Annotated in this window: 10 protein-coding genes; 6 read left to right on the top strand and 4 right to left on the bottom strand. The window is 68.2% G+C overall.

Features of this window, described 5'->3' with window-relative positions; translation table 11 throughout:
* Positions 1 to 10: 10 nt before the first annotated feature.
* From ACWCIA_RS07170 to ACWCIA_RS07160, 3 genes are all read left to right on the top strand, one after another.
* A complete protein-coding gene (locus ACWCIA_RS07170) occupies positions 11 to 757 on the top strand; it encodes a pseudouridine synthase (RefSeq protein WP_454161903.1) in 747 nt (248 codons plus the stop codon).
* A gap of 129 nt (positions 758 to 886) precedes the next feature.
* Complete coding sequence (locus ACWCIA_RS07165) at positions 887 to 1,759, top strand: phosphate/phosphite/phosphonate ABC transporter substrate-binding protein (protein WP_454161902.1); 873 nt, start codon at positions 887 to 889, stop codon at positions 1,757 to 1,759.
* A 10-nt stretch (positions 1,760 to 1,769) separates the two neighbouring features.
* Entirely contained in the window at positions 1,770 to 4,619 is a 2,850-nt protein-coding gene (locus ACWCIA_RS07160) for an EAL domain-containing protein (RefSeq protein ID WP_454161901.1), read from the top strand.
* Positions 4,620 to 4,742: 123 nt separating this feature from the next.
* Here the strand turns inward: ACWCIA_RS07160 and ACWCIA_RS07155 are convergent, their stop codons facing one another.
* Entirely contained in the window at positions 4,743 to 5,948 is a 1,206-nt protein-coding gene (locus tag ACWCIA_RS07155; protein ID WP_454161900.1) for a PepSY-associated TM helix domain-containing protein, read from the bottom strand.
* Between the two features lie 129 nt (positions 5,949 to 6,077).
* On the opposite strand from ACWCIA_RS07155, the gene ACWCIA_RS07150 reads away from it, so the two are divergent.
* The gene (locus ACWCIA_RS07150; RefSeq protein ID WP_454161899.1) at positions 6,078 to 8,228 is read left to right on the top strand and encodes a TonB-dependent receptor; all 2,151 of its coding nucleotides are present in this window, start codon (positions 6,078 to 6,080) and stop codon (positions 8,226 to 8,228) included.
* Positions 8,229 to 8,295: 67 nt separating this feature from the next.
* Here the strand turns inward: ACWCIA_RS07150 and ACWCIA_RS07145 are convergent, their stop codons facing one another.
* The 3 genes from ACWCIA_RS07145 to ACWCIA_RS07135 are packed head-to-tail and all read right to left on the bottom strand — an operon-like array spanning position 8,296 to position 9,998.
* On the bottom strand, positions 8,296 to 9,072 hold the full coding sequence (locus ACWCIA_RS07145) for a CPBP family glutamic-type intramembrane protease (protein ID WP_454161898.1): 777 nt from the start codon (positions 9,070 to 9,072) through the stop codon (positions 8,296 to 8,298).
* Positions 9,065 to 9,715, bottom strand: a complete 651-nt coding sequence (locus tag ACWCIA_RS07140; RefSeq protein ID WP_454161897.1) for an SdpI family protein — start codon at positions 9,713 to 9,715, stop codon at positions 9,065 to 9,067. Before ACWCIA_RS07140 ends, ACWCIA_RS07145 begins: the two co-directional genes overlap by 8 nt.
* Position 9,716: 1 nt before the next feature.
* Positions 9,717 to 9,998, bottom strand: a complete 282-nt coding sequence (locus ACWCIA_RS07135) for an autorepressor SdpR family transcription factor (RefSeq protein WP_454161896.1) — start codon at positions 9,996 to 9,998, stop codon at positions 9,717 to 9,719.
* Between the two features lie 315 nt (positions 9,999 to 10,313).
* On the opposite strand from ACWCIA_RS07135, the gene ACWCIA_RS07130 reads away from it, so the two are divergent.
* On the top strand, positions 10,314 to 11,813 hold the full coding sequence (locus tag ACWCIA_RS07130) for a peptide MFS transporter (RefSeq protein ID WP_454161895.1): 1,500 nt from the start codon (positions 10,314 to 10,316) through the stop codon (positions 11,811 to 11,813).
* A gap of 55 nt (positions 11,814 to 11,868) precedes the next feature.
* On the top strand, positions 11,869 to 12,393 hold the full coding sequence (locus ACWCIA_RS07125) for a GNAT family N-acetyltransferase (protein ID WP_454161894.1): 525 nt from the start codon (positions 11,869 to 11,871) through the stop codon (positions 12,391 to 12,393).
* Positions 12,394 to 12,421: the final 28 nt, after the last annotated feature.

Genomic DNA, 12,421 nt, shown 5'->3' with positions numbered 1-12,421 from the left:
CTGAATTCCTATGACCGAACCGCTCCGCCTCTCCAAACGTATGTCCGAACTCGGCCTGTGCTCGCGCCGCGAAGCCGATGAATGGATCGCCCGCGGCTGGGTGCGCGTCGACGGCAAGGTCGTCTCCGAACTGGGCAGCAAGGTGCTGCCGACCCAGCGCATCACGGTCGAGCGCCAGGCCGCGGCCGAGCAGAGCAAGCGCGTGACCATCCTCATCAACAAGCCGATGGGCTATGTGTCGGGCCAGGCCGAGGACGGCTATACGCCCGCGGTGGCCCTGATCAAGCCCGAAAACCGCTGGGCCGAAGACCCCTCGCCCGAACACTTCCACCCGACCCAGCTGCGCTCGCTGGTCCCGGCCGGCCGCCTCGACATCGACTCGGTGGGCCTGCTGGTGCTGACCCAGGACGGGCGCGTCGCCAAGCAGCTGATCGGCGAAACCACCGACGTCGACAAGGAATACCTGGTGCGGGTGCAGTACACCAAGCCGGGCAAGCTGCCCGACAGCGACCTGAAGAAGCTGAACCACGGCCTCTGGATGGACGGCAAGCCCCTGCTGCCGGCCAAGGTGCGCTGGCAGAACGAGGATCAGCTCAGCTTTACCCTGAAGGAAGGCAAGAAGCGCCAGATCCGCCGCATGTGCGACATGGTCGGCTTGAAGGTGATCGGCCTCAAGCGCGTGCGCATCGGGCGCGTGAAGCTGGGCGACCTGCCGGTGGGGCAGTGGCGGTATTTGGCGGCGGACGAGCAGTTCTGATCGCGCGTCCGCCCTACGACAGCCCTCCCTTGGCAAAAGGTAAACTTTCTCTGAGGAATTGTTTTACATTTATTATGTTATAGTTGCATTCCCTGCGCTTATACCGCGCCTCCGCTCGCCTCCAACAACATGCGTTCGACCATCCGGGCCGGCCTTGCCCTGCTCCTTGCCCTGTCATGGGCTTCTCCAGCATCGGCGTCTGGCCCGGTCTACCAGTTTTCGCCCGTCAACCAGTACAACCTGAAGGTGACGGCGGGCTACTGGAACCCCATCCTGGCGTACGTGTCGCAAAAAAGCGGCGTGCGCCTGAACCTCAAGATCGGCCGCACCTCGGCCGATACGACCGGCTTCATCCTCGCCAACCAGGTCGATTTCGCCTTCACCAACCACCTGTTCGGACCGGACCGCGTGAAACTCGGCTGGAGCGTCTTCGCGCGCCGCGACGGCGCCCCGGTGCACGCCCAGATCGTGGTGCCGGCCGACTCCACGGTCACCAGTCTCGACCAGCTGGCCGGCGCCACCTTCGCCTTCCCCGGCCGGGAAGCCCTGCTTTCCTACCTGGTCCCCTACGCCGAACTGCAGCGCCGACGCCAGCCGGTCAAGGCCGTCTTCGCCGGCAACATGGACGCCGCCTTCACCCAGCTCTTCAGCGGGCGGGCGCAGGCGGCGGGCGCGCATTCGCAGCTGGTGGAGCATTACGCCGGGCGCGAGAACAAGCGCTTCCGCGTGCTGTGGAGTTCGCCCCCGTTCAACGACCTGCCGCTGATGGCGTCGAGCCGCGTGCCGCGCGCCCAGCTGCAGGCGGTGGCCGACGCCTTCCTCGGCATGCACCGCGATCCGCAGGGACGCAAGGTACTGGCCGAGGCCGCGGCGCTGGTGCATGCACGCACGCCGCTGTCGTTCGTGGCCGCCGGCGAGGCCGACTACGACGACTACCGCCGCTTCTACAGCGCGCAATCCGCGCAATCCGCGCACGGGCGCGCGGCGCTCGCCCAGCGCTGAGCCTGTTCGCATGCCCAGCCTCTGCCCCCGCCTGCGCCTGATCCCGCGTACGCTTGCCGGCCGGGTGAGCGCCCTGTTCGGCCTGTCCATCCTCGTGTTCGCCTGCGCCGGCCTGGGCATGTTCTACCGCCTGCAATTCATGCAGCACGTCGCCGACACCCAGGACAATGCGACCACCCTGGTCGAGGTGGCCTCGCAGGCGGTCGACGACGGCGCCCTGATCGGCGACTACGACACCGTCGAGCGCACGCTGGCGAAGATGATGATCCGCTCGCCCTTCAAGCGCGCCACCTTCACCGACCTCAATGGCGGCGTGATCGGCGTCGACGCCGAGCCGGAAGCCGGCCAGAGCGCGCCGGAATGGCTGGTGCGCCGCGTCGGCAGCGAGCTCGAAGACATCAGGCGGCCGGTCGCCGCCGGCGGCAAGGACTACGGCGTGCTGCGCCTGGCCTTCGACGAGCGCAAGCTGGCCGCCGAGCTGTGGGGGCTCGCGCTGCAGACGTCCAGCCTGGCCGCCATCGCGGTGGTGCTGGCCCTGGCCCTGTCGCGCTGGCTGCTGGCGCGCTGGCTGCACAGGCTCGACAGCCTGCGCTTCTACACGGCGGGCGCGCTCGAGGACGGCGCCGACGTCGTCGGCAGGGACACCCCGCTCGAGATCCGCGAGGCGATCCTGGCCGTCAACCGCAGCGCGGCCAGCATGCGCGACCAGTACGGCCAGCGCATCGACACCCTGATGCATTCCCTGGTCCAGCACAAGCGCGCGCTGGACCAGGCCGCGATCGTCTGCGAGCTCGACCGCGACGGCCGCGTGACCGCCGTCAACGAGCAGTTCGTGCGCCGCTCCGGCTACCCGCGCGAGCAGCTGGTCGGCCGTACGCTGGCCCGCCTCGGCGGCGGCTGGAGCCCGAGCAGCACGGTCTGGCGCGGCGAGGTGGCGCTGCCGGCCGCCGCCGGCGAGTGCCAGTGGTACCGCACCATCGTGCCCATCGTCGACCACGCGGGCGGGGTCGAGAAATACATCTGCATCGATTTCGATATCAGCGAACGCAAGCAGTTCGAGGACGCCATCGTGCGCAACGCCATGCGCCAGGGCCTGCTCGCCCGCCTCGGGCGCAAGGCCCTGGAAGCCGGCCCGCTGGAAGAGCTGTTCGCGATGGCCGCCCGCCTCGCCTGCGACGGCCTGGGCGTGTACTACGCCGCGCTGTTCGGCTTCGACCTCGCAACCGGCAGCGCGACGCCGCACGCGGCCGTCGGCTTCCCGGCCAGCGCCGTCGGCGTCCCCTTCGCCCATGCCGCCGGCCCGGCCTCGGGCGACCGCCTCGGCGCCTGGAGCGCGCGCGTGCTCGGCGCCACCCGGGCCGGCAGCGGCATCGAGGCCTTCGTCGTCTGCAGCGACCGCCTCTACGGCGCCCTCGGCGTCTACGCGCCGGCCCAACGCACCTTCCAGGAAGACGAGGAAGCCTTCCTCAACAGCCTGGCCAACATCCTGGCCAGCGCCGTCGAGCGCGAGGACGCCAGGAGCCGCCTGACCTGGCTGGCCCAGTTCGACACCCTGACCGGGCTGCCGAACCGGCGCCGCCTGGCGGGCTGCCTGGAAGACGCGATCGCCGGCGCCGCGGACCGCGACGCCCGCGCCGGCGTCATGTTCATCGACCTCGACCGCTTCAAGAGCGTCAACGACATGCTCGGCCACAGCGCCGGCGACCAGCTGCTGGTCGAGGCCGGGCGCCGCCTGCAGGCCTGCGTCGGCGCGCACGACGTGGTGGCGCGCCTGGGCGGCGACGAATTCGCGGTGGTGCTGCCCTGCCTTGGCGCGCAGCCGGACTACCGCCTCGAGGCCGAACCGGTCGCCCGGCGCATCGTCGACGCCCTGGCCCAGCCCTTCACGCTGCAGGGCCAGCAGCTGTTCGTCTCGGCCAGCGTCGGCATCGCCGCCTGGCCCGACGACGGCATGGATGCCGACGCCCTGCTGAAAAGCGCCGACACGGCCATGTACAGCGCCAAGAACAGCGGCCGCAACAACTACCAGTTCTACGTGCCGGCGATGAACGCCGACGCCGCGCTGCGCCTGCAGACCGAGCACCAGCTGCACCTCGCGCTCAAGCGCGGCGAATTCGAGCTGCACTACCAGCCGAAGCTGCGCCTGACCTGCCGGGCCGTGACGGGCTTCGAGGCGCTGCTGCGCTGGCGCCATCCCCAGCGCGGCCTGGTGGCGCCGGCGGAATTCATCTCGATCCTGGAGGAGACGGGGATGATCCTGGCGGTCGGCGAATGGGTCATCGGCGAAGTCTGCCGCCAGCTGCGCGCCTGGTCGGCCGAGGCAGGCGGCGAGCTCGCCGTGCCGCCGGTGGCGATCAACCTGTCGGCGCGCCAGCTGGGCCAGGCGGGGTTTGCCGAGACGGTGCGTGCGATCGTGCAGGGCGCCGGCGTCGACCCCGGCCTGCTGGAATTCGAACTGACCGAATCGATGCTGATGGCGGACCCGGAAGCGGCGGTGACGATCCTGCGCAGCCTGAAGGCGCAGGGCATGCGCCTGTCCGTCGACGATTTCGGCACCGGCTACTCGAGCCTGGCCTACCTCAAGCGCTTCCCGCTCGACGCCCTCAAGATCGACCGCACGTTTGTCCGCGACCTGCCGGCCGACAGCGAGGACGCGGCCATCACCAAGGCCGTGATCAGCCTGGCGCACAGCCTGAACCTGAAGGTGGTCGCCGAGGGCGTCGAAACGGCCGGCCACCTGCGCGCGCTCGAAGCCTACGGCTGCGACGAGATCCAGGGCTACTACATCAGCAGGCCGCTGCCGGCCGATGCGTGCATGGCGCTGCTGGCGCAGGGCGTGACGGCGGTCGCGGCCGCCTGAGCTTCGTAGGGTGGACGGCTCCGCCGTCCACGCGTTCAACCATTCTATGAAAATCCATGGTTTCGAATAGCACACGTGCGTCGTACGCGTGGACGGGAAACCCGTCCACCCTACCCCCTCCGGTCAGGCCGGCGCGCCCTCGCGCTTCACCGCCGGCTTCGACGCCTTGGGCTTCTTTTTCGGTTTGCGCCGGAACTTCAGCCACACCACGATCCCGGTGACGAAGAAGGCCAGCGGCGTGATGCCCATGAAGCTGATGAAGACCTTGCCGGCCACCCCGAAGGCCTCGCCGCTGTGCAGCGGGAACAGCGCCGCGAGGAAGCGGTCGCCGCCCGGACCGCGCAGCGGGTCGGCCACGCGCAGGATGCGGCCGTCGCGCGCGTCGATGCTGATGCGGGTGGCGCCCGGTCCCTGGCGCAGCTCGCCCGGCTGGCGCACCCGTACTTCCCAGGGCTGGTTCGCGCCGGCCGGGAAATTCACGCGGCCGATCCTGGCCTCGGGGAAGCGCGCCTGGGCTGCCGCCATGGCCCCGGCCAGCGACAGCGGCGCCAGGCCGGCCTCGCTCAGGTTGACGGGTTTCACATTCGGCGTGACGGGTGCCACCGTCCCGACCAGCGGCGTGGTCCAGGTGGGTATGTTGAAGTGCACGCCCGAGAAGCCGAGGAAGAGCAGCACCGGCGCGCACAGGGCGCCGCTTGACCGGTGCAGCTGGAAGCTGAAGCGCGGCCAGTTGCCGCCGAAGCGCACCGAGAGCGCGTTCGCGATCGCCGACCGCGTCATGCGCGGCCACCAGATCACGATGCCCGTGAGCGTCATCAGGACCAGGGCCACGCCCTGCACCGCGATCACCACCTTGCCCGTCTCGCCTGCCAGCAGGTAGCGGTGGAAGTGGAACAGGGTCGGCATCAGCAGCGGGCGCGACAGCCCCGCCTCGCCCCAGTTGCGCTCGCCCAACACGGCCAGTGTGGCCGGATCGACCATCACCTGGCGCGTTACCGCCTGTTCCCAGCCGGACGACGGTTTGCCCGGCCGGTACCAGGCCACGTACACGTCGCCAGCCCGTTCGGGCAGCATCAGCATCGAGGGCTTGCCGTAGCGCCGGTCGCTGGCAAGCAGGTCGTGCACGGCCTGGGCATCGGCGGCTTGCACGCGCAGCGGTTCGCCGGCGCGCATGGCGGGCGGCGGCGCCACGTGCAGCAGGCCGGGATTAAGCAGCGCGTCGAGTTCGTGCACCCAGCTCAAGGCAGCGCCGGTGAGGCCTTGCAGGACGAGGATGGTGCCGAAGACCAGGCCGGTCCAGAGGTGGACGGTGCGTAAAAGTGGTTTCATGGAGCAAGTGACCAGATGAGAATCGTTCGCAACAACTTGTATTTGCGAATGTTAATCGTTATCATTTGCGATTGTACATTGCAAACTAGCAAATCGCTGCATCCCTGGACGAAAATCACTGGAACAATAATGACAAACCTGAAGCCGCTGCCCCTTGCCGTCGCCCTCGCCTGCTCCCTGATGGCCCTGCCCGCATTCGCACAACAAGCCGAATCGACCACCGAAGCCGAAGCCGATAACGTCGCGTCGGTGGTCGTCACCGCCACCCGCGGTGCCAAGGCGGTCGACAAGATCCCGGGCGCGGTGACGGTGATCGGCCAGAAGGACCTCTCGACCCAGTACCAGATCGCCGACGATCCGTCGGCCGCGCTGGCCACCTTCGTGCCCGGCTACGCGCCCAGCCGCCAGAAGATGAGTTCGACCGGCGAATCGCTGCGCGGGCGCCAGCCGCTGATCCTGCTCGACGGCATTCCGCAGTCGAACCCGCTGCGCGCCGGCATGCGCGAAGGCTATTTTGCCGACAGCGCCATCATCGAGCGCATCGAAGTCATCAGCGGCGCTTCGGCCGTCCAGGGCATGGGCGCGACCGGCGGCATCATCAACTACATCACCAAGTCGCCCAAGGCGAACGGCACCCAGGTCGGCGTCAACGCGCGCGCCTCGACCCAGTTCCGGTCCGATAACCTCGACTGGAAGACCGGCGTCTCGGTCACCCACAAGAACGACAGCTTCGACATGCTCGGCTACGCCAGCGTGCAGCGCCGCGGCATGAGCTACGACGGCCGCGGGCGCCGCCTGGGCATCGACAACGTCCAGGGCGACACCCTCGACACCCGCGGCCACGACCTGTTCGTCAAGCTGGGCAAGAACTTCGGCGAAGGGCAACACCAGCGCATCCAGCTGACCCTGAACCGCTTCAATATGGAAGGCAACGGCGACTACCGGAACGCGCCGGGCGTCGTGGTCGAAGGGGTGCCGACCAGCTCCGTACCCGGCACGCCGGAAGGCCTGCCGCCGGAGAACAAGGTGACCAGCGCCAGCCTCGATTACCGCCATGCCGACCTGGCCGGCGGCGCCTTCACCGCCCAGTTCTTCAAGCAGGACTTCGAAGCCCTGTACGGCTCGACCAGCGTCGCCACCTTCCAGGACAAGCGCATTTCGCCCGGCACGCTCTGGGACCAGTCGCACATCGTCGCCGACAAGCTCGGCTCGCGCATTACCTACGTGCGCCCGGACACCCTGGTGCCCGGCCTCGAGGTGACCGTCGGCCTCGACCTGCTGCGCGACCACACGCTGCAGCGCCTCGCGACCACCAACCGTACCTGGGTGCCGGAACTGAAGTTCGAGTCGCAAGCGCCCTTCGCCCAGCTCGAATACGAATTCGGCCCGGTGACGGTGCGCGGCGGCGTGCGCCACGAGAACGCCAAGCTCGAGGTCGATACCTACACCACCCTGGCCGCCTACAACGGCGGACAGCTGGTCCAGGGCGGCTCGACCGAGTTCTCGAAGGCGGTCAAGAACATCGGCGCCGTCTGGCGCCTCGCCCCCGAATGGTCGGTGTTTGCCGGCAGCTCGGAAGGCTTCGGCCTGCCCGACGCCGGCCTGGTGCTGCGCGGCGTGAACGTCCCGAACCAGTCGGTCGCGAGCCTGATCAGCCTGCAGCCCATCGTCACCCGCAACAACGAAATCGGCATCAACTGGCGCGGCCAGCGCGGCCAGCTCGGCCTGTCGCGCTACGACTCCCGCTCCAAGCTCGGCAGCGTGCTGCGCGTCACGGCGGGCATCGGCCGGGTCGAGCGCCTGCCGACCGTCGTCAAGGGCTGGGAAGTGAGCGGCGACTGGCGTCCGGCGAAGGACTGGTCGGTGTTCGGCAACTACGCGCGCACGGACGGCAAGACGGCCGCCACCCAGGGCGCCCCGCTCGACCTCGCGCTCGGCGCGCGTGCGCAGGGCCCGAACAAGGCCGTCCTCGGCACCGACTGGCGCCCGCTCGCCGGCACCCAGTTGCGCCTGCAGGCCACCCACCTGTTCGACCGCGACATCAACATCGGGCGCGACGTGGGCGCCACCAAGCTCGAGGAGCACTTCCAAGGGTACACCCTGGTCGACCTGGCATCGAGCATGGACACCGCGTACGGCCGCGTGGGCGTGAGCATCGAGAACCTGTTCGACAAGCAGTATGTCGGCTATTACTCGCAATCGGCGGCGGCGACGGATGCAGGTAATACGTATGCGGGCCGCGGGCGTACCCTGGCCGTGACGTGGAGCCGGGTGTTCTAAGGACGGCGAACGCGTGGAGTCGGGACTCCACGCGTTTTGAAACGTTGATACGGAGGTACTGTCCGGCTCAGCCCGGCGCAGGCAGCACGTGCATCGCAATGTCCGCAAACAGGTGCGCAGCCATCGCATGTTCGAGTCCGTAACGCCAGTACAGGATGCCGAAAACGATGCCGCCGATGGCGTTGAGCAGCAAGGCGCGCGAGACCACCACCGGGGTCAGGGGCCAGACCTGGGCCGTCGCCGGCAGGTGCAACAGGCCGAACAGCAGCGCGGCGGCGAGCACGCCGAGCAGGATGATGCCGATACCCGGCGCACCCCGGCGCCCGGACAGCTTCAGGGCCGCCCAGACCACCAGCGTCATCAGGAACAAGCGGCAGATCAGTTCTTCCGAGACCGCCCCATACAGAGTCGCGAGCGCCCGCTTCCAGGAAGCGATCGCCTCGGGCGCCGGCACGGCCGAAGGCGGCAGGTAATCCTGGAATCCCAGGTCGAGCACCCTGATCAGCGCACCCGCCAGCAGGCCGGCGGCGCAGGCGAGCAGCCAGGTGCGCGCCCTGAAGGCGGGCATCGCGGTGCGGCAGGCCAGGGCCCGGAAGACCGGCGCATCGAGGCCGGCGGCGCTCCCGCAGCGCAGGCCGATCCAGGACAGCAGAATGAGCAAGGCGCCGCCCTGCACGAACTGCGCGAGCGCGAAGACCGGCAGCGGCACCGGGATGCGCGACGCCAGCGCCGGCTGCATCGCGAACAGGTAGGGCAGCACGGCCAGGGTGGCCAGCGCGCCGCACAGCGCCAGCAGCAGCGCTACGCGCAGCTGGGGCCGGGTGTCAAGGATCGGCTCACTCACCGGCAGCCTCCAGGCGCTTGTAGCAGGCCAGCGAATACAGGGCCGGCACCAGCGGTCCCGCAATCAGCACGGCCGTGACCAGTTCCAGCGGCGCGCCGATCGGCAACAGCAGCAGCACCAGGGCCAGCGCCGACGCGCCGACGATCGTCTTGCCGGCCAGCCGGTGGGTCAGGTACCAGACCTTGTCGCTGGCCAGCGTCCAGGGCGTGCGGATGCCGATCCAGAAGTTCTTGCGCACCTTGCCCATCAGGTTGCCGATGAGCGCCAGCGCGAGCGCCACGCCTCCGAGCACCGCTCGCGGCACATCGATCGCCATGCCGCCGGCGGTCAGCAGCACCAGGGCGTTCGCGTAACCGGTGATCCCGACCACCACCACCGCAATGTGGCCGTAGCTGCCCCGGAAGGCCGTCACGTTCGTCCCCCTGGGCGAGAGCCAGGGCAGCGCCGCGAACAGGGCAAGCATGCCCGCCATCAGGCCGGGACCGAGCAGCCAGGCCATCCAGCGGGGCCCATGGCCGTCGACATTGCCGGCGGCATCCCAGTGAATCGGGATGGTCGGCGGCAGCCCCTGGTACAGCACTGCGGTGAGGCCGAGCGAGGCGAGCACCAGCGCGCCGCAGACGAGATAGGTGGATCGATTCAAGTCACGTTTCCTTTCCGGGTCCCTGGGTGAGGTCGATGGCCCATGCCACGAGGTCCTGCAGCACGGAGGTATTCAGGCCGTACCAGATGGTCTGACCTTCGCGCCGGCTGCTGACGAGATCGGCCGCCTTGAGCACGGCGAAATGGTGCGACATGGTCGGCTTGCTCATCGCAAACGCCTCCGCCAGCTCGCCGGCCGTCATCTCGCCCTGGCGCAGCAGGCGCAGGATCTCGCGCCGGGTCGGATCGGACAGGGCCTTGAAGGCGCTGTTGGTGCTTTCCATGTTTGATGCTTCTCTAATTAGATGTTTATCGAAATACTAGCGCGGACGTATTGACGAGTCAACAAGTCGTTGAGCCAGCGCTAGAGCGGCACGTTGGCGACCGCCACCGTTTTCGTCATCGCGCACTCCTGTTCCCGGGTCCTCGCGACAGTCCAGGGAGGCGGATCAGGCTACCGGTACGGGCACGCACATTCCAGCGAAACGGGGCGTATTGACACGTCCTTTCGTGATTGCATGTTCTGTTGGCGTGGCGTAGCATGTGCCGGCTTGCCGCTGGTCACGAGCCGGCGCGCGATTATTAACAAGGGAGACAAATTGAAAACGGAAATCCTGCCGTACAGCCAGACACGCTCGTTCGTGACCGTCTGGATGATCGAATTGTGGGAGCGCTTCGGCTATTACGGCATGCAGGCGCTGATCGTGTACTTCATGGTGCAGCGCATGGGCTTCGAGGACAGCCGCGCCAACCTGGTCTGGGGCGCCGCCGCGGCCCTGATCTACGTCTCGCCGGCCATCGGCGGCTGGATCGGCGACAAGGTGCTCGGCACCCGCCGCTGCATGGCGCTGGGCGCCATGATTCTGGCCCTCGGCTACGCGCTGATGGCGGTACCGAGCACCAATACCTGGTTCCTGTTCTCCGCCCTCGGCGTGATCGTGGTCGGCAATGGCCTGTTCAAGCCGAACACCGCCAACCTGGTGCGCAAGATCTACGAAGGCGACGATTCGAAAATCGACAGCGCCTTCACCATGTACTACATGGCGGTGAACGTCGGCTCGACCTTCTCGATGCTGGCCACGCCCTGGATCAAGGACCATGTCAACGCCACCTACGGCAATGAGCTGGGCTGGCACGTGGCCTACGCGGTGTGCAGCGTCGGCCTGATGATCGGCCTGCTGACCCTGTTCATGATGCGCGCGACCATCCGCCACATCGGATCGAGCCCCGACGCGCGCCCGCTCGACATGGGCAAGCTGGCCATGGTGCTGGGCGGCGGCGTGCTCGCGGTGGCCCTGTCGGCCGTCATCCTGCAATACCAGAGCCTGGCGCGCGTCTTCGTCTACCTGGCCGGCGTCGTCGTGCTCGGGATTTTCGTGCACCTGATCAGGAAGAGCGAGCCGAGCGAGCGCGCCGGCCTGATCGCGGCCCTGGTGCTGACCCTGCAGACCGTGTTCTTCTTCATTTTCTACCAGCAGATGTCGACCTCGCTGGCGCTGTTCGCGCTGCGTAACGTCGACCTCGAATTCACGGTGCTCGGCGCCCACCTGTGGACCTGGTCGCCGGCCCAGTTCCAGGCCCTGAACGCGATCTGGATCATGGTGCTGTCCCCGGTCCTGGCCTGGTGGTACACCCGTGCCGGCCGCACCGGCTCGGACCTGTCGATTGCCGGCAAGTTCGCGCTCGGCTTCACGGTGGTCGCCGCCGGCTTCTTCACCTATGGCTTCGCCGGCCAGTTCGCCGTCAACGGCCTGACCTCGTCGTGGATCATGATCATCGGCTACGGCCTGTACTCGCTGGGCGAACTGCTGGTGAGCGGCCTCGGTCTCGCCATGGTGGCGCGCTACGTACCGGCCCGCATGGGCGGCTTCATGATGGGCGCCTATTTTGTGGCGACCGGCATCTCGCAATACCTGGGCGGTGTCGTGGCCAACCTGGCCAGCGTCCCGCAAGGCATGACCGATCCGCTGCAGACCCTGCCGATCTACACCAGCCTGTTCAACAAGCTGGGCATCGCCGCCGTGATCTGCACCCTGGTCGCGCTGGCCGTGCTGCCGATGATGCGCAAGCTCACCGCTACCCACAACGCGCACCAGTAAGCCTGGTCGCCACCACAAGGGCCGGTTCGCCGGCCCTTTTTCATGGAGCATGCCGATGACGATCCTGAGCACCGCCCGGCTGCGGCTCGAGCCGATCGACGACCACCACTTCGACGGCCTGCAGGCGATGAACCGCCAGCCTGACGTGATGCGTTTCATCAGCGGCGAGCCCGAGACGCCGGAGCAGACGCGCGCCATGATCGCGCTCGTCAAGGAGCGCTGGGCCAGCTATGGCTTTTCGTGGTGGGCCTTCATCGACCGCGAGAACGAAGAACTGGTCGGCGCCGGCTGCATCCAGTACCTGGGGCGCGATCCGGCCAACCCGCACGAAATCGGCTGGCGTCTGGTGCCCGGGCGCTGGGGACAGGGGCTGGCATCGGAAGCAGCGCGGGCGATGGCCGGCTGGGCCTTCGAGACGCTGGAGGCGCCCCTCCTGTGCGCGGTGCGGCATCCGGACAACGCGGATTCGGCGAAGGTGATGGAGCGGCTGGGGATGCGCTATCGCGGGGTGGAGGAGTGGTATGGGAAGCCGCTTGCCGTGCATGCGATGACGCGGGACGCGTGGCTGGCGAGGATGTAGGGTGGAGTCCCGACTCCACGCGTTACAT

The organism is Massilia sp. SYSU DXS3249 (genome assembly GCF_053668055.1).
Note: the sequence above shows the minus strand (reverse complement) of the source record. Positions and strands in the feature narration are given on the sequence as shown.

Bases quoted from the DNA above. Each gene is read 5' to 3' on its own strand.
- ACWCIA_RS07150 (WP_454161899.1), top strand. From the start codon at position 6,078: ATGACAAACCTGAAGCCGCTGCCCCTTGCCGTCGCCCTCGCCTGCTCC.
- ACWCIA_RS07135 (WP_454161896.1), bottom strand. From the start codon at position 9,998: ATGGAAAGCACCAACAGCGCCTTCAAGGCCCTGTCCGATCCGACCCGG.
- ACWCIA_RS07170 (WP_454161903.1), top strand. From the start codon at position 11: ATGACCGAACCGCTCCGCCTCTCCAAACGTATGTCCGAACTCGGCCTG.
- ACWCIA_RS07125 (WP_454161894.1), top strand. From the start codon at position 11,869: ATGACGATCCTGAGCACCGCCCGGCTGCGGCTCGAGCCGATCGACGAC.
- ACWCIA_RS07165 (WP_454161902.1), top strand. From the start codon at position 887: ATGCGTTCGACCATCCGGGCCGGCCTTGCCCTGCTCCTTGCCCTGTCA.
- ACWCIA_RS07155 (WP_454161900.1), bottom strand. From the start codon at position 5,948: ATGAAACCACTTTTACGCACCGTCCACCTCTGGACCGGCCTGGTCTTC.
- ACWCIA_RS07160 (WP_454161901.1), top strand. From the start codon at position 1,770: ATGCCCAGCCTCTGCCCCCGCCTGCGCCTGATCCCGCGTACGCTTGCC.